Origin of the sequence: Albidovulum marisflavi (assembly GCF_025751435.1) — a bacterium.
GTDB classification, from domain to species: Bacteria; Pseudomonadota; Alphaproteobacteria; order Rhodobacterales; family Rhodobacteraceae; genus Albidovulum; species Albidovulum marisflavi.
The window spans coordinates 1,378,016-1,401,554 of record NZ_JAOWKY010000001.1; the positions used below are offsets into that span (position 1 = coordinate 1,378,016).

The following is a 23,539-nucleotide window of genomic DNA, read 5'->3' on the forward strand; positions in this document are numbered from 1 at the left end:
GTCAGCGCCGCTGCAAGTTCCAGTCGGGATTAGACCGGGCGAGACGATTCTTAAAGGCCGATTTCCGCCCGTTGTCGGAGGCAGTCTTTTCTTGCATCGGCCATGCCGCTAGTATGCCGCGCGAGGCAGCGAAAAGGGGCGGGCCAAGGCCCAAACGGCCGGGAGGCGCCCCGACAGGAAAAATGGGCAGGCGACGCGCCGGAACGGCGTGCGCGACATGGGGGCAAGGATGCCGGATTTCATGAGGTTTGCAGGCGCCCTGGCGGGCATGATGCTTGTTCTTTCCGGCTGTATGGAAGGGGCGTCGCCCTTTGGCGGCGGGTCGGACAGCGATCCGGTCACGGTGCAGCCGCCTGCGAGCGCGAAGAAGGTCAGGGAGGAAGAGCGCGAAGCGCCCGAGGTCTTCAGTCTGACCGATCAGGCCTTGTGGGATGGCCGTCCTTCCTTGGGTGGTATCTGGGTCGCGCACCGCTCGGTCACGACGCCAGAAAGGGTGATCGTGCGCAACACCGAGAACGGGAAGTCGGTCAAGGCCGCGCTGTTCCGGCGCGAACGTGAATTCCCCGGCCCGTCGATCCAGATGTCGTCGGACGCCGCGAGCGCGCTTGGCGCTCTCGCGGGGCAACCGGTCAAGGTCAGCGTCATAGCGCTGCGTACTGAGCCCCTCGTGGAAGAGCCGGATCCCGCGTCGGCCAGCGAAATCGAGACGAAGGCGATCGACCCGGTCGCTGCGACCGCTGCGGCGGCTATCGCGAAGGCAGAGGCGAAACCCACCGCGCGGCCCGCCAAAGCCGAGGCCAAGAGCAAGCCGGCCGAACCCGCCTCGACCGAGGCGCCGGCACCCAAGGAAACCGCGAAAAAGGCCGAAAAGCCCGCCAATATGGATGCCGCAGCCGTCGCGCCCAAGCAGGAAGAAAAGGCCTCTGCGCCCAAGCCGGCCGAGCCCCAGCCCGAGGCTACGGCTCCCGCGGCAAGCGCCGAGGGTGGCGCGGTGCTGTCCGGGGTTCTGGAAAAGCCCTACATCCAGATCGGAACATTCAGCAACGAGGACAACGCCAAGCGCGCCGCGCTGGAATTGTCGAAGACAGGGCTTTCCGCCGTGGTGCGCAAGGTCGGGGAGGATGCGGGCGCAAGTTGGCGCGTCATCGTGGGCCCGGCTCTTGGCACGGCCGAGCGCGACGCGCTTCTCAATCGGGTGAAGTCTGCGGGTTACCCCGACGCGTTCGCCGTTGGCGGCTAAGAGGAAAGGACCGGGAATGAAACTGTTTCGCAGCCTGCTTCTGATCGTGGTCGCTGCTGCCAGCGCAACCGTTGGAAGCCGGGGCGATGCGTTCGAGACGCGCGCGCGCCACGCATGGGTCTACGACATCACCACCGACACCGTGCTTATGAACAAGAACGGCGACGAACCGGTGCCGCCAGCGTCGATGTCGAAGCTGATGACGATCAACATGTTGTTCGAAGCCCTTCGAGACGGCCGTGTTTCGCTTGAGGATCGTTTCGCGGTATCGACGCGCGCCAAGAACATGGGCGGGTCGACCATGTTCCTGAACGAAACCGATCGTCCCACGGTCGAGGAGTTGATCAAGGGCATCGTCGTCTTGTCCGGAAACGATGCCTGCGTGGTTGTCGCCGAAGGCCTTGCCGGCACCGAGGAGGATTTCGCCCGCAAGATGAACGAGCGTGCCAAGGCACTTGGAATGGAGCATTCGACTTTCGCGAACGCCTCTGGCTGGCCGCACCCGAACCAGCGGATGAGCATGGAAGATCTGGGCCGGCTTTCCGTTCGCCTGATCACGGAGTTCCCCGAGTACTATGGCTACTTCGCGATCAAGGAGTTTCCGTTCGACAATCGCGCACCCGACAACCGCCACAACCGCAATCCGCTTCTCAAGCTCGACATCGGCGCCGATGGGCTCAAGACCGGTCACACTGAAGAGTCGGGATACGGTCTGGTCGGATCCGCCGTGCAGAATGGCCGGCGCATCGTGTTCTCAATCTCGGGTCTTGCGGACGACCGCCAGCGCGCAGAAGAGGCAGAGCGGATCGTATCCTGGGCATTTCGCGAGTTCATTCAGAAGACCGTGGCAAAGTCGGGCACCCGCATTTCGGACGCCCCAGTCTGGATGGGCGCCAAATCGCAAGTTGGTCTTGTGGTGGGCGAGGATCTGAACCTGCTGCTTCCCTCGTTGGCGCAGGACAAGCTCAAGGCCGAGATTTCCTACACAGGGCCGATCGAGGCGCCTATCGAAGCTGGCGCGCAACTGGCCGAAATGAGGGTGGAAATCCCCGGACGTGAACCCGTTTCGGTGCCTTTGGTCGCAGAGGAGACGGTACCGAAAGGCGGTTTCACCACCCGGCTGAAGACCGCGTTCGACAAGCTTGCGGCCCTTGCCATCGCCAAGTTCGCCAACTGACCCGACGATGTTCATCAGCTTCGAAGGGATCGACGGATCGGGCAAGTCGACGCAGGCGCGGCTCTTGGCTGAGATGTTGCGCTTGCAGGGGCACGACGTCGTTCTGACGCGAGAACCCGGCGGCAGCCCGGGAGCCGAGGAAATTCGGCGCCTGGTGCTTGAGGGCGACCCGGATCGCTGGTCCGCAGAAACCGAGATCCTTCTGTTCACCGCCGCGCGGCGCGATCACATGGAACGCACGGTCCTGCCTGCGCTTGCCGCAGGCAAGATCGTCATCACCGACCGCTTCGCGGACTCCACGCGGATGTACCAGGGACTGTCGCGTGGTGATCTGCGCGGCATCGTGGATCAGCTTCACGGCCTAATGATCGGGCGCGAACCTGACCTGACGTTCGTCATCGATATGGACCCGGCCAAGGGTCTTGCCCGTGCCAAGGGCCGCAACGGCCACGAGGAACGATTCGAGGACTTCGGCGAGGGGCTTCAGTCCCGGATGCGTGAGGGATTTCTTGCCCTGGCGCGTGAATTTTCAGGCCGCTGCCGCGTCGTTGACGGTGACCGCGCGCCCGAAGTGGTGGCAGAGGAGATCGCAGAGATCGCCCGAAAATCGCTTGCCTGGACCCAAAAGGCATGAGTGGTGAGGATATTCCGGAACCTGACAGGGTCGATGGCGCCCCGCACCCGCGTGAAACGCTTCACCTCGTGGGACAGGGGGCGGCGGAGCGCGCCTTTCTGGATGTCTACAACAGTGGCCGACTGCATCACGGCTGGCTTCTGACCGGGCCGCGCGGCGTGGGCAAGGCGACGATGGCCTGGCGCATCGCGCGGTTCCTTCTGGCCACGCCCGAGAACGCTGGCGGCGGCCTTTTCGGCGATGCGCCGATCGCACCCGCAACGCTGGACATTGATGCCGAACATCCCGTCGCAAGGCGGCTTCTGGCCGGATCAGAGGGACGGCTGTTCCTGTTGCGGCGTGCCTGGGACGATGAAAAGAAGCGGCTGAAAACCGTCATAACTGTCGATGAAGTGCGCCGCCTCAAGGCGTTTCTGGGCCTTTCGGCCGCCGACGGCGGGCGGCGCGTCGTGATCGTGGATGCCGCCGACGAAATGAACACCAGCGCCGCCAACGCGCTTCTGAAGCTGCTTGAGGAACCGCCTGCGGGGGTCACGATCCTTCTGGTGTCGCACCAGCCCTCCGCCCTGTTGCCCACGATCCGGTCGCGCTGCCGGGAACTGCGGCTGGTTCCGCTGTCTCCGCCCGATCTTGCCTCGGCCCTGTCGGCGGCTGGGTCGGAGACCGAGGCCGTCGACGCGCTGGCCGCGTTGTCCGGCGGATCGGTGGGCGAGGCGGTGCGTCTGGTGAACCTGGGCGGGATCGAGGTTTATGCCGCCATGGTCGCGCTGTTTGACGGCCTGCCGCGCCTGGACCGCCTGGCTGCCGTCCGTCTGGCGGACAGTGCCGGTGGGCGGGCGGCCGAGGCACGGTTCGACCTTGTCCTGACGCTCATGGATCTGTTCCTGGCCAGGCTCGCGCGCACCGGGATCGCGGGACCGCCCAAGCCGGAAGCTGCGCCGGGCGAGTCCGCGCTGCTGGCAGGTCTGTCGCCCGATGCCGGCGCAGGGCGCGGATGGGCGGAGCTGCACCAAAGCCTTGGCGCCCGCGCGCGGCATGGGCGGGCGGTGAACCTTGACCCCGGCGCGCTTCTCCTCGATATGATCCTCAAGATCGACGAGACGGCAGGCAGGCTTGCCGCGCGATGAGGCAGCCATGACCGAACCCACGCCCCCCCGCATCACGGACAGCCATTGTCATCTCGATTTTCCCGATTTCGAGGGCGAGCTGGACGGAATTGTCGCGCGGGCCCGCGCTGCGGGCGTGCAGCGCATGGTCACGATCTGCACCCGGCTGAGGAACGAACCAAGGGTGCGCGCGATCGCCGAGTCGCATGAAGGCGTGTTCTACGCCGCCGGAACTCATCCTATGAGCGCCGCGGAAGAACCCGTTGTGACGGTCGATGAACTGATCGCGCTGGCGCGTCATCCGAAATTCGTCGGCATCGGGGAAACCGGACTGGACTACCACTACACCGCGGAAAGCGCCGAGGTGCAGCAGCGTTCACTGCGCATCCATATCACGGCGGCCAGGGAAACCGGACTGCCGCTGATCATCCACGCCCGCGATGCCGACGAAGACATGGCGCGGATCCTGGCCGAAGAACATCGTGCGGGAGCGTATGGATGCGTGATGCATTGCTTTTCCTCGGGCGCCAGTCTGGCGCGTGCCGCTCTGGACCTGGGTTTCTACCTGTCCATGTCCGGAATCGCGGCCTTCCCCAAAAGCCGTGAACTGCGCGAGATCTTCGCCGCTGCCCCGGTAGATCGCATACTGGTGGAAACCGATGCGCCGTATCTGGCTCCGCCGCCCCACCGCGGCAAGCGCAATGAGCCGGCCTATACCACGCATACCGCAAAGGTCGGCGCCGAGGTTTTCCAGATGAGCCTGACCGATTTCGCTGCCCAGACCGAGCGCAATTTTGAACGGCTCTTCGCGAAGGCAGCGCGTGCCGGTTCCGCCGACGGGGCGGTCTGACATGGCGCGGCTTCGCTTTACCATCCTTGGCTGCGGATCTTCCGGCGGCGTTCCTCGTCTCGGCGGGCTTTGGGGCGATTGCGACCCGACGAACCCCAGGAACCGCCGCACCCGCTGTTCCATGCTGGTGGAGCGGATCGATACGGGCGGCACCACGCGCGTCCTGATCGACACCTCGCCCGACATGCGCGAACAGCTTCTGGCGGCCGGCGTGGGCGAGCTTGACGGCGTCGTCTACACACATGCGCATGCCGATCATGTCCACGGCATCGACGACATCCGCCAAATCGTATTCAACACGCGCCGCCGGATGCAGGTCTGGGCCGACGGGCCGACGCAAGAGGCGCTGATCTCACGCTTCGGCTATGCCTTCGTGCAGCCGCAAGGGTCGTCCTACCCGCCGATCTGCGACATGAACACGATCCACGGTCCCTTCTCCGTCCAGGGCGCGGGCGGTGCGATCGCGCTGACGCCGTTCCGCGTCGAACATGGCGTGATCGATGCGCTTGGCTTCCGGATCGCGGCGCTGGCGTACCTGCCCGACGTTTCCGACATGGACGAGGACGCCTGGAACCAGGTCCGGGGACTGGATTGCTGGATCCTGGACGCGCTCAGGCGCAAGCCCCATCCGACGCACATCCATCTGGGCAAGGCCCTTGACTGGATCGAGCGCGCGAAACCGCGCCGTGCGATCCTGACGAACATGCACATCGATCTGGACCATGCCACGCTTGTTGCCGAGACGCCCGATCATGTCGATGTGGCATTTGACGGGATGACCGTCGAATACGAGGTCTGAGCGGTGCAGGCCTTGTTCGAGGTCATCCTGCCCGTTTTCCTGCTGATCGGGTTCGGATATCTTGCGAACTGGCGCAGGTGGATCGGCGACGGTGCGATCGACGGGCTGATGACCTTCGCGCAAAGCTTTGCGGTGCCTTGCCTGTTGTTCCAGTCGATTGCCCGTCTCGACCTCGGGGCCGAGTTCGACCTTGGTCTGCTGGTATCGTTCTATGCTGGCGCTTTCGTCTGCTTCGGACTTGGCTATGTCGGCGCCCGGCGCCTGTTCCGCCGCACACCGGTCGACGCGGTGGCTATCGGCTTCGTCTGTCTTTTTTCGAACACCCTGCTGCTGGGCCTGCCGATCATGGAGCGCGCCTACGGAAGCGAAGCCCTGGCCGGGAACTTCGCCATCATCTCGATCCATGCCCCGTTGCTATACGCCGCCGGCGTCACGGCGATGGAGTTCGCGCGAAGCCAGGGCAGCGGCCTTCCTGCGCGGCGTGTCGCGCGGCAGATCGGCCGTTCGCTTGTCCGCAACCCGCTGGTGATCGGGATATCCTTGGGCCTTGTCGTGAACCTTGCCCGCATTCCGATGCCAGAACCCGTGATGGCAGGGGTTGGAATGATGGCGCGCGCGGCCCTTCCCGCGGCGCTGTTCGGTCTTGGCGGGGTTCTGGTCCGCTATCGTCCCGAAGGCGACACGAAGACGATCCTGATGGTCTGCGTCCTGTCGCTTGCGGTGCATCCCGCGATCACCTGGGGGCTTGGGCGCCATGTGTTCGCGCTGAGCGTCGACCAGCTGCGTTCTGCGGTGGTCACCGCATCGGCGGCGCCCGGGATCAATGCGTTCCTGTTCTCCTCCATGTACGGCGCGGCGCGGCGCGTCGCCGCATCGTCCGTGCTGATCAGCACGGCGCTTGCGCTGCTGACGGTCTGGTTCTGGATATCGGTCTTGCCCTGAAGCGACGTTTCCTGTCGGATTCTGCTTGGCCCGCGCGTGCGATTTGTCCCACACTTCTCGTGACAATCGGAGGCTGACATGAGCGTCACGAAACTCAAGACCAACATCGGTCACTGGCAGGAACGCGTTGACCTTGCTGCGACGTTCCGATGGACAGAGCGGCTGAACATGCACGAAGCCGTTGCCAATCATTTCAGTCTGGCGGTGAACGACGACGGGACGCAGTTCCTCATGAACGCGAACCAGATGCATTTTTCGCGCATAACCGCGTCGAACCTGCTGCTTCTGGACGCGAACGACCCCACGACGCTAAGCGGACCCGATGCGCCTGATCCGACGGCCTGGGGGCTGCATGGGTCGATCCACCGGGCCTGTCCGCATGCGCGGTGCGTGATGCACGTCCATTCGATACACGCGACGGTTCTGGCAAGTCTTGCCGACAGCACCTTGCCACCCATCGACCAGAACACCGCTACCTTCTTCGGCCGCTATGTCGTTGACGACAACTACGGCGGGCTCGCGTTCGAAGAAGAGGGCACACGCTGCGCGGCCATGCTTGCCAATCCCAAGATCAAGGTGATGATCATGGGCAATCACGGCGTGCTTGTGATCGGCCGCGACCCCGCCGAGGCCTTCAACCGGCTCTACTATTTCGAACGGGCCGCGGAAACCTATATTCGCGCCCTTCAGACCGGGCGCCCATTGCGTGTGCTCAGCGATGAGATTGCCGAGAAGACCGCGCAGGAGATCGAGGATTATCCGGGGCAGGCGGAAGCGCATCTTCGTGAAATCAAGGCAATTCTTGACGCGGAGGGCAGCACTTACGCAAGCTGACCCATGGCGTAGCATGGCTTGGGTCCAGGGTCCGTCGGCCTTGACGATCCAGCTTGAAATCTCACCCGGGCTTCGCATAGCTTCGGCGAAAATCCGCCAGCGTCTGGCGTTCATCGGGGGAGGTATGAATGTGGCTCAAGCGCGTTTTCGCGTGCCTGATGATGTGTGCGATCCTGATCTGCGGCCCGGCCTTGGGGCAGGCCCAGTCGGACGCATCGTCGAACCTCGTCGCAGATGCGGCGACGCTTTCTGATACGCTGACAGAAGTGCAGACGGGGATCTATGTCCTGCGCCTGACCAACGTGTCACCGCGCGATGGCAGCTTCGACGCCGATTTCTGGATCTGGTTCCGCTGGCAGGGCTCGGATGTCCGCCCCGATCAGACATTCGAACTGGCCAACGGGGTGATCGCGTCGCGCTCGGATACCGAGGTTCTGAACGATAACGGCTACAACTACGCCGCGGTGCGGGTACAGGGGACGATCTACCATGAATTCGACGTTCGCCAGTTCCCGCTGGACGATCACACCCTGACGATCGAGATCGAGGACGCCGAACGCGAGGCGACGAACCTTGTCTATGTGGTCGACCCGGGGACCGAGCTTGACCCCAAGGTCGACGTCGCGGGATGGCAGGTCGGGCTTGGCCGCCCGGCAACCGACATCCACGCCTATCCCACCAACTACGGCTTCCAGAGTTCCGGTGAGGTCGAGGCCAAGTATTCCCGTTTCAGCGTTCCCATCACGCTGGAGCGCACAAGCATCGCGCCGCTGTTCAAGCTATTCTGGATATCGCTTCTGTCGGTGGTGCTGGGCCTTCTTGCCTTCAAGGTGAAGTCGGACGACCTAGACGCCCGCTTCGGCATGGGGGTTGGGTCGATCTTTGCCGCCTCGGCGAACGCCTTCGTGATTTCGGACAGCTTGCCGGAAACGACGCACATCACCCTTGCCGAACAGATCAACCTGATCGCCGTCGGGGCAATCTTCCTGACGGTGTTCATTTCGATCTGGTCGCTTCGGCTGCGCTATGCGGATCGGGACGAGGCATCCGTCAGGCTCGACAACTGGTCGCTGCTGATCATTTCGGCGCTTTACGTCGCTTTGAACGCCGTCGTGATGCTGTTCAACCTTATCTAGGCCCCTGCGCGCTGCCTTCACCGACCCGACGACGGTTCGGTGAGGCCGCGGGTTGAATCCGGTGTCGCGCATACGCATCCGGGTTGCCAATATCGGACTTGTGACGCAGTGTTGCTGCTATGGAAACTCCCTGCGGTGCGACCGTGCGGGGCGGAAACAACTTTTGGTGTGATCGGAGGATTTGCGATGGCGGGAAAATTCGAACTTTACCAGGACAAGGCCGGCGAATTCAGGTTTCGGCTCAAGGCCGGAAACGGGCAGGTGATCCTGGCCAGCGAAGGATACAAGAGCAAAGCCAGCGCAATGAACGGCATCGACTCCGTACGGCGCAACGGCGCCACCGACGAACGCTACGAGCGCAAGGAAACCAAGGCCGGCAAACACATGTTCAACCTCAAGGCCACGAACGGCCAGGTGATCGGCACCAGCGAAAGCTATGAAAGCGCGGCTGCCCGCGAAAACGGCATCGAGTCGGTCAAGACGAACGCGCCGGGCGCGGAACTGGTCGAGGTCTGACCGGTAAACAGGTCCGGCGTTTGCCCTCGGAGCCCGCGATTGGTGCGGGCTTCCTCGGTCAGCCCCAGATCTTCCAGACGATCTTGCGGAACAGCACGGGCGGCAGGATGTCCTGCCAGAACTGCATGTTCGCCACCGAGCGATCGGCCTTGTCGCGGGTTCCCGGGCGGGGACGAAACAGGGTGGTGTGCTCCTTGCGGTGCGGCCCCCAGGTGGCCGTGTAATAGTAAAGCGCGATCGACATCCGCGGTTCGCCGCTGGGTGAATTTACCGGCTCCGGATTGCCGTGCCAGGTATCCGATCCGGTCGAGAAGCAGACCATTCGGTTGAAGAGCGGCACGAAGCTTCGGATCTTGTGCTTCATCTCGGTGTCCCAGATCTCGAACGAACCGCCCCATTCCTCTTGCCAGTCCTTGTTGAGGTAGATCAGGACATTCAACCGCCGTTCCAGGTTCATCTTGCCGTGGTGGTTGAAGTCGGCATGGATGTCGAGATGCCCGCCATTGCGGACGACATGGATGCCGCCGCCCAAGTAGTAGGGGTCTGGTATCAGACCCTTGATGCCGGTCAGTTCTTCCAGGAACAGGATAAAGGCGCGGGAGTTCAGCGCATGGAACAGCGCGCGCGTATAGGGCGGCAGGCGTTCTGGCACATAGCTGAACTTGAGCTTCTCTTGCGCGCGGTCGAAGCTTTGCTCGGCCTCGGGCAGCGTTTTCAGCTCTTCGCGCACGCGTTCCAGGATCTCGGGCGGCAGGAAGTTTTCGAAGGCGCCGTGGTTGTAGGGGCCCGCGCCCTGATAGGCCGCGGCAAAGGGTTTCGCGGCTTCGCGCGCGGCCTCGGACGAGGCGACGAGCGTTTCGGGATCAAGCGGGTAGACGGCGCCTGCCATGACAAACTCCAAGCGATAGTTACTGCACAGTCCAAGCTACCATGCCGACCGCGCGCGGCATTGTCATGAGGCAAGGCGCAAAAAGGGGCGATTGATCTCGCCCCCTTGTGCAATTTCCAGGTTTGCCGCTGATCGTTCCGCGCGCGTGGCCGGTCAGGTCCGCAGCACGCGGTAAAGCGCCGGGATCACCAGGACCGTCAGCGCCGTCGACGAGGCAAGCCCGAACAGAAGCGATATCGCAAGTCCCTGGAAGATCGGGTCGGTCAGGATCACTGCCGCGCCGATCATGGCGGCGAGTGCGGTCAGAAGAATCGGCTTGAAGCGGATCGCCCCGGCCTCGATCAGAACCTCGGTCAGCGGTCGATCGGGCGTGCGGGCGTGGCGGATGAAATCCACCAGAAGGATCGAGTTTCGCACGATGATCCCCGCAAGCGCGATGAACCCGATCATCGACGTCGCAGAGAACGGCGCGCCAAAGGCCCAGTGCCCTCCGAGAATGCCAATGAAGGTCAAGGGTACCGGGGTCAGGATGACAAGTGGCACCTTGAACGACCCGAACTGCGCGACCACCAGGATGTAGATGCCAAGAAGCGCCACGCCGAAGGCCGCGCCCATGTCACGGAACGTGACCCAGGTCACTTCCCATTCGCCATCCCACAGCAGGGTGGGGTGGCTTTCATCCACGGGTTGGCCGTGCAGGGCGATCCTTGGTTTCGGCAGATCGGTCCAGTCCTGTGCGTTCAACGCCTCGGACACGGCGAGCATACCGTAAAGCGGGGCCTCGAAATCGCCGGCAAGCTCGGCCGTCACCATTTCGGCCTCGCGGCCGTTGTGGCGGAACACGGGGTATGAGGCGCGTTCTTCGGTTACCGTCAGGACGTCGCCAAGCTCGACCACGCCGCGGGCTCCGGGAAGGACGTTCGCCGGAATGGGCGTGGTCAGGAATCGTTCATCCAGAACCCTGTCGGACTTGTCCCGCTCCATCACGATGGGGATCGGCTGCCGGCCTTCGCCGCGGTGGGAATAGCCGACCGTCCGGCCCCCATTCAGGATCGCAAGCGTATCCAGCACATCCGCTTCCTGGACCTGGAAGAACTCGGCCGCGTCGGTGGAAACGGTCAGCCGCATGCGGCGCGCAGGGTCGCCATAGGAATTGTCGACGTCGACGATGAAGGGGACCGAACGAAACGCTGCCTCGACCCGTTCCGCGACTGCGCGGCGCGTTTCTGGATCGGGACCGTAGATTTCGGCCAGAAGCGTCGCAAGGACGGGCGGGCCCGGTGGCGGCTCCACGACCTTCAGGCTCCCTCCCTGCGGCAGGTTCAAGTCAGAAAGCCTCTTCCGCAGTTCAAGCGCAATTTCGTGGCTGGTGCGATCCCTATCGCCCTTGGGCGACAGGTTGACGGCGACCTCGCCCATTTCCGGCATCGAGCGCAGGTAGGTGTGGCGCACGAGGCCGTTGAAGTTGAACGGTGCCGAGGTTCCCGCGTGCGGCTGGGCCGAGATCACCTCGGGCAGGGTCAGCGCGATCTCCGCAGCGCCCTGCGCGATCCGGTCGGTTTCCTCGACCGAGGTGCCCTCGGGCATGTCGATGGTGATCGACAGCTCTGACTTGTTGTCGAAGGGCAGCAGCTTGACCGTCACGTGCTTGGTGTAAAAGAGCGTCAGCGAGCCGAAGGTCAGGACGAGAACCACGCCCAGAAAGCCCCAGCTGCGTGCCTTGCTGGCCAGGATCGGCCGGGCGACGATCGCGTAGGCGCGCCCCAGCGGGCCGCCGGGGTGGTCACCATGGGCGTCATCATGGCCATGCGCCGTCATTTCGGCGCGGCCCGCGACCTTGAGCATCAGCCAGGGCGTCACCATAACGGCGACGAAGAACGAAAAGATCATGGCGGCCGAGGCGTTGGCTGGAATCGGGCTCATGTAGGGGCCCATCAGCCCCGACACGAAGAGCATCGGCAAGAGCGCCGCGACCACGGTCAGCGTGGCGACGATGGTGGGGTTGCCGACCTCGGCCACGGCGTCGATGGCGCCGTCGCGCCGAGACCGGCCGTCGGACATGCCCCAGTGACGCGCGATGTTCTCGATCACCACGATCGCGTCGTCGACCAGGATGCCGATCGAGAAGATCAGCGCGAAGAGTGACACGCGGTTCAGCGTGTAGCCCATGATCCACGATGCGAACAGCGTGAGAAGGATGGTCACCGGAATGACGATGGCGACGACGAATGCCTCGCGCCGGCCGATGGTGGCCCAGACCAGCGCGATGATCGACACCGTGGCAAGGCCAAGGTGGTAGAGCAGTTCGTTGGCCTTTTCGTTAGCGCTTTCGCCGTAGTCGCGGGTGACCTCGATCGCCACGTCCTCGGGGATGAGGCTACCTTCCAGCGCGTGGACTCGGTGCAGGATCGCTTCGGCGACGACAACGGCGTTGGCGCCCGCGCGCTTGGCCACGGCAAGCGTCACGGCGGGCACGCGCATCGTCCCTTCGCCATTCCTGCTGACCGACGAGACCATGTGTTCCTCGGCGCCGGACGTGAAGCTGACATCGGCAACGTCGCGGACATAGACGGGACGCCCGTCGCGCGTGGTCAAAAGAAGGTTTCCGATGTCTTCGGGGGAGCGCAGGGTTTCGCCGACGGCAAGTTCTATCTGTTCTCCGTCGTCGCGGATCTGGCCCGCGGGAAAGGCGGCGTTCGCGCCCTGCACCTTGCCGGCGAGTTGCTGAAGCGTCATCCCGTAAAGCGCAAGCCTTTCGGGATCGGGGGCGATGCGGATCCGCTCGGTCGTTTCGCCCACGATATAGGTCAGGCCAACGTCTTCGATCTTGGCGACCTCTGCCCTGAGTTCGCGCGCGATCCGGGTCAGGTCGTTGGCGGTCATCCGCTCGGCCGCCTCCGCCTTTGGCGTCAAGGTCAGCGACAGGATGGCGACGTCGTCGATGCCGCGTCCGACGATCAGCGGTTCTGGCACGCCGACCGGGATGCGATCCATGTTGGCGCGCAGTTTTTCATGAACGCGCAGGATCGCGGCGTCGGAAGATGTGCCGACCAGGAACCGCGCGGTGACCATCACCTGGTCATCGCGCGTCTGGGAATAGACATGCTCGACCCCGTTGATGCCTTTGACAATGGTTTCAAGCGGTTCCGTGATCAACTTCACCGCGTCTTCTGCGCGCAGGCCATCCGCCCTTAGCAGGATGTCCACCATCGGCACCGAGATCTGCGGCTCTTCCTCGCGCGGCAGCGACACCAGCGCCACGAGGCCGAAAACGAAGGCTGCCACGAGGAAAAGAGGGGTGAGCGGCGATGTGATGAAGGCGCGGGTCAGCGCCCCGGCCAGGCCGGGCTTCTGCGTTTCGGGTGTCACGGCGCCACCACCTTGTCACCGGCCACCAGACCGGTCAGCACCTCGATGAAGTCACCCTCGTCGGTCGCGACGCTTTCGCCCAGAACGACCGCGCGCTCTGCCCCGTCGTGCAGCTCGACAAAGTCGATGCCGCCGCGCGTCTCCACCGCGCCTTCGGGCACCAACAAGGCCATGCGGCTGCCGACGGGCAGAGTAACCAGAAGGCGAAGCCCGACATAGGCGGTGTCAAGTCCCTCGACCTCGACATCGGCAATGACGCGGCCGTTCTCGATCTGGGGATAAAGCTTGGCGATGCGTCCCTGTGCCTCGCCGGTTTCGGTGCTGATACGCAGAGCGGCGCCTTCGTTCAAGGCGGCCGCGTGGCGTTCAGGAATGGCCAGACGCAGGAAGAACCCGCCCCCGCCGACCGTAGCGATGGGTTCCCCAGGCAGGATCACCGCGCCCTTCGTGACAGGCACCGTCAGTATCCGTCCTGCGGCAGGGGCCAGGACCTGTCCCTCTGCCGCCTGCTGTTCTACGACGTCGCGCTGGGCTTCGGTCGCAAGGATCTGGCCGCGTGTGACATCGACGCTGGTGCGCAACTGGTCCAGCCGCTGGGCCGTCGTGACGCCCCTTTCCAGCAGCGCCTCGCCGCGCTTCAGTTCCGCCTCCGCGGTAGCAAGCTGCGCCTGAAGCGCCTCGATCTGCGCATCGAGCGCCGCAATCTGGAACGAGATCTTGTCATCGTGCACCCGGGCGATTTCCTGACCCGACTCGACAACGTCGCCCTCGGATACCGAAAGCTCTGTCACGGTTCCGCCGATCCGGGCGCGGGCGGGGACGGTTTCCTTCGCCTCCACCCGCCCGTAGACGGGCTTCCATTCCGTCACCTGCTGGGGTTCAAGGGCTACGGTCTCTGCAAAGGCGGGCAGAGCGAACAGGGTCGAGGCAAGCAGGAGCGCGCGCAAGGGATCGGTCCTTTCCGGGATCAGAATGCACAGCCGGGTTTGACGCCGATCTTACGCAGGATCGCGGCGGCAGGACAGAAGCCCGTGAAGGCTGCCTGAAGCATGTTGGCGCCGACGAAGGCGGTCAGCCACATGAAATAGGGCGAAACCCAAAGGGTCAGCGCTAGCGACAGAAGGATCATGGTGCCTGCAAAGGCGAACATCACACGGTCGATGGTCATGGGAACTCCATTCGGAAAGATTCTATACATTCGTAAATGTGAATGTATTGGCGAATTTGCAAGCCCCAAACCGCATCTTTGTCCGGCGATCTGCGTGGCGGAAGTCGACGCGGGATGGGGCCGGGCTTCAGTCAGCGTCTACACTGATTTCTTTCAGCTTCTGGATGCCAAGGACATGCAGCGCCAGCTTTTCGTAAAAGCTTTCGGCCTTGCCGGTGCGGACCTTGTGCAGAAAGTACTTCTCGAACCCGATCTTGGCTGCGTGGACCCACTTGCCCGAAGACGACCAGTTCACGTTGCGCGGCGGGATCTGCGGCTGGGCCACGAACGCGACGCCGCCGTCGCCGAAGTCGGCAAGGCAGACGGCATTCCAGGTGCCCTCGGCATTCGGTTCCTTGCCTTCGATCAGGCGCGCGATGTTGTGGGTTGTCGCGGTCACCATGCTTTCGATCATGAAGCCTGTCTTGGGCACACCGACCGGAACGGGCGTCTGGCCCATGGGCGGGATCGCCACGCAGACCCCGACCGAGAAGATGTCGGGATAGGTCGGGTTGCGCTGGTGCTGGTCCACGATGATGAAGCCGCGGGGATTGGTAAGCCCCTCGATGCCCCTAACCGCCGAGACACCGCGGAAGGCCGGTAGCATCATCGTGAAGCGCTGCGCGATCTCGTGCGTTTTCGCGACCGAGCCGTCTTCGGCCATTTCCGAGACGTGAAGCTTGTCTGCCTCGGCCTTTTCCAGCTTCGCGTTGCAGATCCACTTGATGTGATGCTGGCGCAGCTCGCTCTCCAGAAGCCCCTTGGTGTCGCCCACGCCGTCAAGGCCAAGGTGGCCGATGTAGGGCTCTGACGTCACGAAGGTCATCGGCACCTTGTCGCGCACCTTGGCGTCGCGCAGCGCCGTGTCGAGAATGAAGGTGAATTCGTAGGCCGGGCCGAAACAGGACGCGCCCTGAACCGCGCCGATCACCACCGGGCCGGGGTTGGCCACCAGGCGATCGAAAGCCTCCTTGGCCTGAAGCGCATGGCTCACGTGGCAGACCGACTGGGTGTTGGCTTCGGGTCCGAACCCCTCGATCTCGTCGAAAGCAAGCTCTGGCCCTGTCGCGATCACCAGGTAGTCGTAGCTGACTGAGCCGCCATCGTTCAACTCGATGCGCTTTTCGTCCGGGTGAAGGCGCTTGGCGCCCTGCGCATGAAGTGCAATGTCGCGCTTGGCAAAGACCGGCACCAAGTCCACCGTCGTGGCCTCTTCCGTGCGCCACCCGACCGCGACCCAGGGGTTCGAAGGAACGAACTGGTACTTCGACCCCTGATTGACGACGCTGATGCGATGCTGCCCTCCCAACTTGTCCGCCAGTTCGTATGCCATGATCGTGCCGCCCAGACCGGCGCCAAGTACGACGATATCTGCCATCTTCTGAACTCCCCCAAGGCCGGATGACCGGCGATCCCGTGCGCGCAAGCAGGTGGCCAGCGCATCTGGAGCAAGATAGGGTGGAGCGATCTTGCGCGATTTGATCAAGATCAAGACATATAAAGAATTGAATATCTCGGCGGTGAAGTTGCCAGGTTTGCCGGTTTGAGCCCGGAAAAATCTCAGTCGTCGGAAAGTCTGCGACACTGCGCTGCGCTATCGGGGCACGCACGCGACCCAAGTCGAGGATGTGGGACAAGAGGTTTCTGAGGCCTGGGTGGCGTCAAGCCTTGCAGTAGAGTTCGTACAAGGTTTTCACCAGTCGGGCCGCGCGCTCGTCAGCGATCGAATAATAGATCGTCTTGCCGTCGCGACGGCACCCCACCAGCCCTTCGGCCCGCAGACGGGCCAGTTGCTGGCTCACCGCCGCCTGACGAAGCCCCAGCAGGTTTTCAAGCTCTGTCACAGAGCATTCGCCTTCGGACAAGTAGCATAGAATCATCAGGCGGCCCTCGTGCCCGAGCGCCTTCAAGAGGCCTGCCGCATCGGTCGCGCGGGCAAGCATGTCCTCCGCCGAGGCGTGCGCATCATTCGCGAGATCGATCGCTGCAGTGGCCATTGGGAATCTCCTGTCTCCGGCGCACCTCGGAAACGCTGTAGGGGCGCCTTTGTACGGGCGCCTTTTGCCGAGGCGGAGTTCATATAGGCTAAGCCATATATGATTTCGACCCATCATCGCAGATTCGGAGAAGGATTGCAGCCGAAGTCGCAAAGATGTGACGATCGGGCACCGGCGCGCCCGCGCGTTCAGTCGTGGTGTATGAAGTCGCCGTAACGACCGCGCCAGAAAAGCAGCGGATCGCCTTCGCGCATCGTCGTGCGCGTCACGCGCCCGACGAGGATGGCGTGATCTCCGCCGTCGTGCCGGTTCTCCGCGACGCAGTCCAGCCTGGCAAGGCAGCCGGGCAGGGCGGGTAGCCCCTCTGGCGTCAGATCCTCTCCAAATGCTGAAAAGTCACCTCCGGACCGCGCGAAATGCCGGCAGAGTGGAAGCTGGTCGGCCCCCAGCACATGGATCGCGTAGTGCTGCGCCTGAACGAAGCTGTCAAAGCGGGCCGATCGCTTTGCCGCGCACCAAAGCACCAGCGGTGGTTCCAATGAGACAGAAGTGAAGCTGTTCGCGGTGATACCGACCGGGCCGCGCGGCCCGTTTGCGGTGACGATGACGACGCCGGTTGCGAAATGCCCCAGAACGTCGCGAAACGCACGGTTGGCTTCAGGGGAAGTGGGGTTGTCCTGCATTCAAGGTCGCGCTGTCTGTATTTTCGGCTCTCAGAGCCAAATCACAATTCGCGCCACATGGCCACCCGTCGTGGCTGAACCTGAACGGATCGTGTGCTCAGGCCTCTTCGGCGCCGGTGTCGATCAGCCAGCCGCCGGGCCCGGCGATCTGGTCGGGAAGGAACATGATCATGGTTTCCCGAACCACGACGCACGTCAGAAAGCTAAGCGCGATGTCATCGAAAGTGATCTGGGCAAGAAGATCCATCTGCATCTCCGATATCCGTTGACCAAGATATGCGGGCGGATCGGGGCGGCAGTTTGACCCGCTCGTGGTATTTGCTGCTCACATATGGGCGGAATGCCGCCTTTTGTGGCGCGTCAAAGGCGGTGCCGCACAACTTCGCCGCAATCCGCGCGCCCCCTGACTGCCTCTGAAGACGCATGATCTGCGCATCGAACCCCACACTTTCCGTCACTGTGCCTTGTTCCTGCGGTCCGCCGGGCTTATCTGGCAGGGACGGTAGCCTGCGGAGAAAAGAATGAGCGCGACGCTTTCCTATTTTCGCTGGGCGTTCATCGTGACCATCGCCGGATTGGTCGCGACCTTCTGGCTGGGATGGAGCTACAACCACAACCTTGTCGGCGCGCTGTCGTTCTTCGTGATCGGCTTTGTCTTGGCCGTGCTTGAGATATCGTTGTCGTTCGACAACGCCATAGTCAACGCGAACAAGCTCAAGGACATGTGCCCCGTCTGGCAGAAGCGCTTCCTGACCTGGGGCATCCTGATCGCCGTTTTCGGGATGCGCATCATATTTCCGTTGTTGATCGTGGTGGTCGCGGCGGGCATCGGCCCCTTCGAGGCGTTGCACCTGGCCATCGCGCGTCCCGACGAATACGCGCGCCTTGTCGGCGGGGCTCATTTGACGATCGCCGCCTTTGGCGGGACCTTCCTGATGATGGTGGCGCTGCGCTACTTCATCGACGAGGGAAAGGAGGTGGACTGGATCCGCGCGCTTGAATGCCAGTTGCGCCGTTGCGCATCCGTTCGCGGGCTCGAGATCGGGTTCGTTCTGTCCGTCGTGCTTCTGTTCGCTTCGGTCCTGCCGCAACACGATGTCGCCCCGTTCCTCTTCGCGGCGGTGGGCGGCCTTCTGACCTTTCTCGCGGTCGAGGTGATCGGCCATTTCCTGGACCGAAGCCAGGCGGTCGGGCTTGCCGCGCGTGGCGGTCTGGGCGCGTTTCTTTACCTGGAGGTGCTTGACGCGTCATTCAGCTTCGACGGGGTGATCGGCGCGTTTGCGCTGACGCACAACCTGTTCCTGATCGCCATCGGGCTTGGGATCGGGGCGATGTACGTGCGGTCCATGACGATCATGCTGGTGGAAAAGAAGACCCTGGCCGAGTTCCGCTATCTTGAACACGGGGCCTTCTATTCGATCCTTGTCCTGTCTGTGATCATGTTCACGCAGACGCTCTGGCATGTCCACGAGCTTCTGACCGGTCTCCTGGGCGCAGGCTTCATCGGCCTCGCGCTGATCTCGTCGATCCGCCACAATCGGCGGCAAAGGGCGGCGTAGGCGCACAGGGATTCCTGTGCCGCCTTGAATGCCCGTTGTTAGATGCTGCCCACGACGACCTGGTCGTCATCTAGCTCTCCGCCTTTCCGGAAACGTCCCGGAAGTCTGCGAATGTATTCGTGCCCGTGCTCTTCGCTCAGAAGACCACGCCGGATCAAGTGGTCGATGCAGTGCAGAACCAGATCGAAGCTCTTGAAAACGGTATCCGCAAGCAGGGCAAGCTTCTTGATCTGATCATCGCTCATCAACTCGTGCCGCATGAGGTCGCGAATGTACACCGCATCCCCATCCACGAGGTGGCTGGCGTTATCTCGCACGGCAATCTGGCTGCGGAAGCGCCGGCCGATGAGAGCCTTCTTCGCGAAAAGAAATCGGTGCAGGATGAATCCTTGGGATCGCAGTTCCGCATCAACACCGGCGAACATCGGCTCGCCTTCGTAGAGTTGACTAAACCTGATTTCGGGAATGACGACGACCGCGTTAGCCAGCTTCTGGCGTCCGTTCTCGATCACGAGTTTTTCGCCGCCCTGAATGTCGATCTTCAGCATATCGATCTGAGGCAGGTCAGCCAAACTGTCGAGCCTGACGGTCGCGACGTTGACCTTGGACAGCCCATTCACCGCGCCCGGGAAAATCGAAAACTCGAGGAAGCCGCGCTCATAGAAGGGCAGCAGTGAAGTAAATCCGCTATTGGGCGAGATGTGCAGGTCGTGAGCGTTTCCGTCTCCGACCGCATGCGGATAATACTGTTCATTGGGCCGACGTGTTTCCATCAGCTTGTCATACGCATCCCGCTGGGGTTCGAACCCGAATACATCGCAGAGATCTTCTTCGGCCAGTTGCTGATACGGCGGAGGGCTAAGAGGATTGGCCCCAACATCCAGAATGCGCAGTCGATCCTGCAGGTCGAAGACTTCAAAAAGATACCTGGTGCGTTCGGGTAGCGGCATGGGTTTTCCAATCAATCTATCATGTATCAGTGGGTATCTTCATTGGTCGCTGAAATCGGGAGCTATATGCGCACCATTTCTGCGGGCATGGCACGCCTAGATCAATCCGACAAAACGTTCGGGCAATTCGCGCATGTCGCTTTCCACGAACCAGTCGATCTTGTGCATACCCCTGTCATTTTCCACGAAGCTGTTGCGCACGCGCTCGCGCTGGGCCGAGAAATCGAAACCTTTGCCGTTCTTGTCGAAGCTCATGCGCAGCAAGCTGTTCGTGACAATCTTGTAGGTCAGCGCCGACCAGGACCAGCTGCCGGCGCCGATGATGACCTCTTCGCCGTTGTCGTCCTTGAAGCGGTAGGCCAGGCGCTCCTTGTGGCGATTGACGTGATAGGTCTTGTCGAACCACTTGAGATGGAAGACGAACAGGTTTTCGTCGACATGGATATGGGGATGGGACGAGCCGTGTCCGTCGGGCCCCCAGACCACCGGCACGTTGGTGATGCACGGCTTGGTGTACCAGCCGTTGACCCGAACGAACTTGCGCTGTGAAAAAAGCGGCCGGGTGAAGTCGTAGTCGTTCTCGATGTCGGGGCGGTGAATGATCTCGAGCCCCAACGGCGTGATGACCCCGATATCGGGCGCGATCGCCTCGATGTATCCCACCAGGTCCGACCCGACGCCAGGATCCAGAACCACGATTTCGTCGACGTCGTTATAGATTACGCGGTCGTGGGTCTTGGTCAGGCCCGCACAATAGTCGTTGATGAACGCGAACCGGTCCTGATCCAGCCGCGGATTGCGCGGATCGCGCGGACATTCCAGGAACGTGCATCCAGGGGCGATCTTCGCCGCATTCGGCTGCGGTCCATGAGTGATCACGTGCAGGTTCTTACGGTCGGTGTACTGCGCGTAGTAGCGTGACCAGATGTCGAGGAAAACCTCGTCATTGTAGACCATCGTGACGAAGACGGTGGACATGCGCCTTGTCTCAGTCCGGCAGACAGATGATGGATTGACGGCCCGCGCGCACCTCGGTGTACTTCAATGGATCCAGCAGGTCGCGTACTTCCTGAACATCGCGCGCGGTCAGGTCCATGACGACGATCGGACGGTGGCGTTCCAGCGTCTTCATCGCACCACGCAACAGTGGGACCTTGTCGTTATGGAAATCGACGTTGAGAAGGCCCACAGGGCCAAGCTCAAGACTGTCCAGGGCCCGGGACCGGAGCGGACCACCTTCGCGTCTCAGGTAGCGGGTCTGGAAAAGGCGGGCCGGGGTGCTTGCGCCGATTTCCATTTCACGCTCGTCCTGGTCCAAGATGTCGCGGTGAAGCTGGATCGCGGAGCCCTCGGCGCCGTTGCGTGCAACGGCTGCCCTCAGCGCCTCTTGCATCAAGGCCTGAGGCTCGAAAAGGTGGGTCGCGTCGGGTTTCAGGAAGGTGCGCAGGAAGAAGGCGGTGGTGCCGGTAAAGCTGCCCACGTCAACGAGCGTCCGCCCCGCAAGCGACGGAATCAGGTCTATCAGCTGGGTCAGAAGAACCTCGTCCTCCGGCGCGCGCCTTGACAGCAGCTTTCTTTGATACTGGTCGACATCGGCCCAGGGAAGCGCGGCATGGATTACGCAATCACGGTAGAAGATCGGGCAGGTGCCGTCCGGCGAAACGCGCATCAGGCTCGCGGACAGCCGCAGTTCCTGCACGGCATTACGCGCTTCGTCGAGCAGTTGCTGGTAGCTCTCCTGCGGCGCCGGAACGTCCGCACCAGAGTTTGGTTGCGCGGCAGCTTGCGTCGACATGCCTTGGCCTCTTGAGTGGGAAGAAATGTAAAACGGCAGACCGGGTCCACTTGGACCTTCGGTCCGCGCGTCAGGCAGCTTTCACCTTCGCATCTGCGCCAAGGTTCTTGTTAACGAACTCCGCGATCTTGAAGTAGCCGGTTCGGGTGTAGTGATCGCTATCGGCAAATTCATCGGGTTCAAGCAAGGTGTCGATGTCGACGAAAACCGCTTCGGAGTGACTGGCGCAGAAGTCGCGGCACATGGCGTTGAACGCCAGACGCATGTCGCGCGTCCGCTCGGCCTGCTGGCCATGTTCTGCCACCGCAGAGAGGATGAAAAGCGGTACGCCCGGCTGCTTGAGCCCATAGGCATGCGCAAACGCCTGCCGCGTAAGGGCCAGCCGATCCTCCAGCGGCAGCCGGCGATGGAACATTTCCTTCGCGAAGCGCAAAGCAAGATCGGGATCCTTCATCAGTTGCTTGAGCCGCCGGGGCGGCACCGTGCCCCAATACTTGCCGCCGAATTCCTGGCCCCCGAAGGTAAAGAGATTGTCCGAGGGGACGGAGAAGTACATCGACAACAGGATCAGGTCCGCTTCCTTCAGGCTGGCGTCCAGGTTCTTCATGTCATCAAAGGACCAGCCCATGAAGTTCCTGAGCGTCCTGGAATGCTTCAGTTCCATGTCGCGCGGATTGATGAAGAAGCCGACATCGTCGTAGCGGACCAGGAGGCCCATGTCGTCCTGCTTGTTCACGAACTCGTCGCGGTTGGTGCCGCAATAGAAGGAGACCTGCAAAAGATCGCAGCCGCCGACAAGCACCAGGCGTTTCTGATCTTCGGGGGCGCCGGCGCCGAAATCGGCAACCTCGGTGATCCAGTCTACGGTCTTGTCCGGGTCGAGATCGCCCGAAACCGGACCGACGACCTTGAATTCAGGCTTGTTCAGATACTGCCAGACCCATTGTTCCACGCCCATGTTGAGCGTTCGGCAGGAAAAGGCGAAGTGGTGGACGGTCGTGCCGGAAAACTTGGTCCGGACACAGAAGAAACCGACAATGCCATAGTCACCGTAGCGGTCCTTGACGTGGACAAGTCCAGCATGCATCCCCGAGGTGCGCAGAAGCTTTTCAAGATCATCGCGCTCCTTCTCGGTATTCGCGCGGACCTTGGTAAAGTTGAGCTGGTTGGTTCGATTCAGAAGCTCAAGCACGCGGTCCATCTTGTCGTCGATGTCGGTGATGATGCGGATCTGGATGTCCGACTGGCGCAGGAAGTCCTCGTTGGACAGCCCGCTGGATTTCATCTCGGCGAACTTGCCTTCCATGACGCGGTACTGCTTCAGCCGCGAATGCGCCCGGTCGTCCTTGCCCTTCAACTGCGGCAGGTCCAGAAGCCCGGTCAGGTCCAGGTTCGCGTCGACGCACATGATGCCTTCGTTGAAGAAAAGCGCTTCTTCGAGGTTCAAGTGATTGTCGTCCAGGAAAAGGGCGTTCTCTGCCCGCAGCCCCATGCGTTCCAGCATGGTGTTGATGGCCTGACCCTTCGGCGTCCAATCGATGTGTGGGAACACGAACATGTCCCAGACACCAAGTTCTTCAAGCTTGGCCTTGGCCGTCTCGAAATCGTTCTTCGAGCAGATCGAGCACATTATCCCGCGATCGACCAGGGCGCGCACGATCTCGATATGCTTTGCGACCGGGGTTATGCCCTCCTCGGACAGCGTCCCGTTCCAGAACGTTTCGTCCAGGTCCCAGATCACGACCTTGACCGGATTGGAAATGTTGGAAATCGGGTGCTTAGACATCGAAATTCGCCCGTAAATCACTGTGCGAACCGAGGTCTAATGTCTGTGGTTGCATTAAGCAACCGCAACC

At 62.4% G+C, this 23,539-nt stretch carries 23 protein-coding genes; 11 read left to right on the plus strand and 12 right to left on the minus strand.

Annotation, left to right across the window (positions count from 1 at the left end; all coding sequences use genetic code 11):
* Nucleotides 1-241 precede the first annotated feature (241 nt).
* From OEW28_RS06670 to OEW28_RS06715, 10 genes are all read left to right on the plus strand, one after another.
* Nucleotides 242-1,240: an SPOR domain-containing protein gene (locus OEW28_RS06670; protein WP_263733924.1), complete on the plus strand. Its 999-nt coding sequence runs from the start codon at nucleotides 242-244 to the stop codon at nucleotides 1,238-1,240.
* 16 nt (nucleotides 1,241-1,256) lie between these two features.
* Nucleotides 1,257-2,417 carry a D-alanyl-D-alanine carboxypeptidase family protein gene (locus OEW28_RS06675; RefSeq protein WP_263733925.1) on the plus strand — a complete coding sequence of 387 codons (1,161 nt, stop codon included), beginning with the start codon at nucleotides 1,257-1,259 and terminating at the stop codon, nucleotides 2,415-2,417.
* Between the two features lie 7 nt (nucleotides 2,418-2,424).
* Nucleotides 2,425-3,051 (plus strand): dTMP kinase, encoded by a 627-nt coding sequence (gene tmk / locus OEW28_RS06680; RefSeq protein ID WP_263733926.1) that lies wholly within the window; start codon nucleotides 2,425-2,427, stop codon nucleotides 3,049-3,051.
* Nucleotides 3,048-4,178 (plus strand): DNA polymerase III subunit delta', encoded by a 1,131-nt coding sequence (locus tag OEW28_RS06685; RefSeq protein WP_263733927.1) that lies wholly within the window; start codon nucleotides 3,048-3,050, stop codon nucleotides 4,176-4,178. Before tmk ends, OEW28_RS06685 begins: the two co-directional genes overlap by 4 nt.
* 7 nt (nucleotides 4,179-4,185) lie before the next feature.
* On the plus strand, nucleotides 4,186-5,007 hold the full coding sequence (locus tag OEW28_RS06690) for a TatD family hydrolase (protein WP_263733928.1): 822 nt from the start codon (nucleotides 4,186-4,188) through the stop codon (nucleotides 5,005-5,007).
* A gap of 1 nt (nucleotide 5,008) precedes the next feature.
* Nucleotides 5,009-5,806 carry an MBL fold metallo-hydrolase gene (locus OEW28_RS06695; RefSeq protein ID WP_263733929.1) on the plus strand — a complete coding sequence of 266 codons (798 nt, stop codon included), beginning with the start codon at nucleotides 5,009-5,011 and terminating at the stop codon, nucleotides 5,804-5,806.
* Nucleotides 5,807-5,809: 3 nt separating this feature from the next.
* Nucleotides 5,810-6,748, plus strand: coding sequence for an AEC family transporter (locus tag OEW28_RS06700; RefSeq protein ID WP_263733930.1), 939 nt, complete (start codon nucleotides 5,810-5,812; stop codon nucleotides 6,746-6,748).
* A 78-nt stretch (nucleotides 6,749-6,826) separates the two neighbouring features.
* The gene (locus tag OEW28_RS06705; protein WP_263733931.1) at nucleotides 6,827-7,582 is read left to right on the plus strand and encodes a class II aldolase and adducin N-terminal domain-containing protein; all 756 of its coding nucleotides are present in this window, start codon (nucleotides 6,827-6,829) and stop codon (nucleotides 7,580-7,582) included.
* Between the two features lie 128 nt (nucleotides 7,583-7,710).
* Nucleotides 7,711-8,718, plus strand: a complete 1,008-nt coding sequence (locus OEW28_RS06710; RefSeq protein ID WP_263733932.1) for a ligand-gated ion channel — start codon at nucleotides 7,711-7,713, stop codon at nucleotides 8,716-8,718.
* Nucleotides 8,719-8,904: 186 nt separating this feature from the next.
* On the plus strand, nucleotides 8,905-9,234 hold the full coding sequence (locus tag OEW28_RS06715; protein WP_263733933.1) for a YegP family protein: 330 nt from the start codon (nucleotides 8,905-8,907) through the stop codon (nucleotides 9,232-9,234).
* Between the two features lie 58 nt (nucleotides 9,235-9,292).
* Here the strand turns inward: OEW28_RS06715 and OEW28_RS06720 are convergent, their stop codons facing one another.
* The 8 genes from OEW28_RS06720 to OEW28_RS06755 all read right to left on the minus strand — a co-directional run bounded on the left by OEW28_RS06720 (nucleotide 9,293) and on the right by OEW28_RS06755 (nucleotide 17,632).
* Nucleotides 9,293-10,123 (minus strand): 2OG-Fe(II) oxygenase, encoded by an 831-nt coding sequence (locus OEW28_RS06720; RefSeq protein WP_263733934.1) that lies wholly within the window; start codon nucleotides 10,121-10,123, stop codon nucleotides 9,293-9,295.
* A 153-nt stretch (nucleotides 10,124-10,276) separates the two neighbouring features.
* Nucleotides 10,277-13,492, minus strand: coding sequence for an efflux RND transporter permease subunit (locus tag OEW28_RS06725; protein ID WP_263733935.1), 3,216 nt, complete (start codon nucleotides 13,490-13,492; stop codon nucleotides 10,277-10,279).
* Nucleotides 13,489-14,439, minus strand: coding sequence for an efflux RND transporter periplasmic adaptor subunit (locus OEW28_RS06730; protein WP_412174779.1), 951 nt, complete (start codon nucleotides 14,437-14,439; stop codon nucleotides 13,489-13,491). The genes OEW28_RS06725 and OEW28_RS06730 overlap by 4 nt, the downstream gene beginning before the upstream one ends.
* Nucleotides 14,440-14,459: 20 nt before the next feature.
* Nucleotides 14,460-14,660: a YgaP family membrane protein gene (locus tag OEW28_RS06735; protein ID WP_263723077.1), complete on the minus strand. Its 201-nt coding sequence runs from the start codon at nucleotides 14,658-14,660 to the stop codon at nucleotides 14,460-14,462.
* 127 nt (nucleotides 14,661-14,787) lie between these two features.
* The gene (locus OEW28_RS06740; protein WP_263733936.1) at nucleotides 14,788-16,077 is read right to left on the minus strand and encodes an NAD(P)/FAD-dependent oxidoreductase; all 1,290 of its coding nucleotides are present in this window, start codon (nucleotides 16,075-16,077) and stop codon (nucleotides 14,788-14,790) included.
* Between the two features lie 283 nt (nucleotides 16,078-16,360).
* Nucleotides 16,361-16,696 carry an ArsR/SmtB family transcription factor gene (locus OEW28_RS06745; RefSeq protein WP_263733937.1) on the minus strand — a complete coding sequence of 112 codons (336 nt, stop codon included), beginning with the start codon at nucleotides 16,694-16,696 and terminating at the stop codon, nucleotides 16,361-16,363.
* A 188-nt stretch (nucleotides 16,697-16,884) separates the two neighbouring features.
* Nucleotides 16,885-17,379 carry a flavin reductase family protein gene (locus OEW28_RS06750; RefSeq protein WP_263733938.1) on the minus strand — a complete coding sequence of 165 codons (495 nt, stop codon included), beginning with the start codon at nucleotides 17,377-17,379 and terminating at the stop codon, nucleotides 16,885-16,887.
* A 97-nt stretch (nucleotides 17,380-17,476) separates the two neighbouring features.
* Entirely contained in the window at nucleotides 17,477-17,632 is a 156-nt protein-coding gene (locus tag OEW28_RS06755; protein ID WP_263733939.1) for a hypothetical protein, read from the minus strand.
* A 268-nt stretch (nucleotides 17,633-17,900) separates the two neighbouring features.
* Here OEW28_RS06755 and OEW28_RS06760 point away from each other — a divergent pair, with 268 nt between their 5' ends.
* Complete coding sequence (locus OEW28_RS06760) at nucleotides 17,901-18,938, plus strand: DUF475 domain-containing protein (protein ID WP_263733940.1); 1,038 nt, start codon at nucleotides 17,901-17,903, stop codon at nucleotides 18,936-18,938.
* A 38-nt stretch (nucleotides 18,939-18,976) separates the two neighbouring features.
* On the opposite strand, the gene OEW28_RS06765 is transcribed toward OEW28_RS06760, so the two are convergent.
* The 4 genes from OEW28_RS06765 to OEW28_RS06780 all read right to left on the minus strand — a co-directional run bounded on the left by OEW28_RS06765 (nucleotide 18,977) and on the right by OEW28_RS06780 (nucleotide 23,469).
* Nucleotides 18,977-19,888 carry an FkbM family methyltransferase gene (locus OEW28_RS06765; protein WP_263733941.1) on the minus strand — a complete coding sequence of 304 codons (912 nt, stop codon included), beginning with the start codon at nucleotides 19,886-19,888 and terminating at the stop codon, nucleotides 18,977-18,979.
* A 96-nt stretch (nucleotides 19,889-19,984) separates the two neighbouring features.
* Nucleotides 19,985-20,866, minus strand: coding sequence for a hypothetical protein (locus tag OEW28_RS06770; RefSeq protein WP_263733942.1), 882 nt, complete (start codon nucleotides 20,864-20,866; stop codon nucleotides 19,985-19,987).
* A 10-nt stretch (nucleotides 20,867-20,876) separates the two neighbouring features.
* On the minus strand, nucleotides 20,877-21,683 hold the full coding sequence (locus tag OEW28_RS06775; RefSeq protein WP_263733943.1) for a class I SAM-dependent methyltransferase: 807 nt from the start codon (nucleotides 21,681-21,683) through the stop codon (nucleotides 20,877-20,879).
* Nucleotides 21,684-21,753: 70 nt separating this feature from the next.
* Complete coding sequence (locus OEW28_RS06780; RefSeq protein WP_263733944.1) at nucleotides 21,754-23,469, minus strand: hypothetical protein; 1,716 nt, start codon at nucleotides 23,467-23,469, stop codon at nucleotides 21,754-21,756.
* Nucleotides 23,470-23,539 lie beyond the last annotated feature (70 nt).

Excerpts from the sequence above, each read along its gene's own strand:
- OEW28_RS06670 (WP_263733924.1), top strand. The coding sequence starts at position 242 with ATGAGGTTTGCAGGCGCCCTGGCGGGCATGATGCTTGTTCTTTCCGGC.
- OEW28_RS06675 (WP_263733925.1), top strand. The coding sequence starts at position 1,257 with ATGAAACTGTTTCGCAGCCTGCTTCTGATCGTGGTCGCTGCTGCCAGC.
- tmk (WP_263733926.1), top strand. The coding sequence starts at position 2,425 with ATGTTCATCAGCTTCGAAGGGATCGACGGATCGGGCAAGTCGACGCAG.
- OEW28_RS06685 (WP_263733927.1), top strand. The coding sequence starts at position 3,048 with ATGAGTGGTGAGGATATTCCGGAACCTGACAGGGTCGATGGCGCCCCG.
- OEW28_RS06690 (WP_263733928.1), top strand. The coding sequence starts at position 4,186 with ATGACCGAACCCACGCCCCCCCGCATCACGGACAGCCATTGTCATCTC.
- OEW28_RS06695 (WP_263733929.1), top strand. The coding sequence starts at position 5,009 with ATGGCGCGGCTTCGCTTTACCATCCTTGGCTGCGGATCTTCCGGCGGC.
- OEW28_RS06705 (WP_263733931.1), top strand. The coding sequence starts at position 6,827 with ATGAGCGTCACGAAACTCAAGACCAACATCGGTCACTGGCAGGAACGC.
- OEW28_RS06710 (WP_263733932.1), top strand. The coding sequence starts at position 7,711 with ATGTGGCTCAAGCGCGTTTTCGCGTGCCTGATGATGTGTGCGATCCTG.
- OEW28_RS06715 (WP_263733933.1), top strand. The coding sequence starts at position 8,905 with ATGGCGGGAAAATTCGAACTTTACCAGGACAAGGCCGGCGAATTCAGG.
- OEW28_RS06720 (WP_263733934.1), bottom strand. The coding sequence starts at position 10,123 with ATGGCAGGCGCCGTCTACCCGCTTGATCCCGAAACGCTCGTCGCCTCG.
- OEW28_RS06735 (WP_263723077.1), bottom strand. The coding sequence starts at position 14,660 with ATGACCATCGACCGTGTGATGTTCGCCTTTGCAGGCACCATGATCCTT.
- OEW28_RS06740 (WP_263733936.1), bottom strand. The coding sequence starts at position 16,077 with ATGGCAGATATCGTCGTACTTGGCGCCGGTCTGGGCGGCACGATCATG.
- OEW28_RS06745 (WP_263733937.1), bottom strand. The coding sequence starts at position 16,696 with ATGGCCACTGCAGCGATCGATCTCGCGAATGATGCGCACGCCTCGGCG.
- OEW28_RS06750 (WP_263733938.1), bottom strand. The coding sequence starts at position 17,379 with ATGCAGGACAACCCCACTTCCCCTGAAGCCAACCGTGCGTTTCGCGAC.
- OEW28_RS06755 (WP_263733939.1), bottom strand. The coding sequence starts at position 17,632 with ATGCAGATGGATCTTCTTGCCCAGATCACTTTCGATGACATCGCGCTT.
- OEW28_RS06760 (WP_263733940.1), top strand. The coding sequence starts at position 17,901 with ATGAGCGCGACGCTTTCCTATTTTCGCTGGGCGTTCATCGTGACCATC.
- OEW28_RS06765 (WP_263733941.1), bottom strand. The coding sequence starts at position 19,888 with ATGCCGCTACCCGAACGCACCAGGTATCTTTTTGAAGTCTTCGACCTG.
- OEW28_RS06770 (WP_263733942.1), bottom strand. The coding sequence starts at position 20,866 with ATGTCCACCGTCTTCGTCACGATGGTCTACAATGACGAGGTTTTCCTC.
- OEW28_RS06775 (WP_263733943.1), bottom strand. The coding sequence starts at position 21,683 with ATGTCGACGCAAGCTGCCGCGCAACCAAACTCTGGTGCGGACGTTCCG.
- OEW28_RS06780 (WP_263733944.1), bottom strand. The coding sequence starts at position 23,469 with ATGTCTAAGCACCCGATTTCCAACATTTCCAATCCGGTCAAGGTCGTG.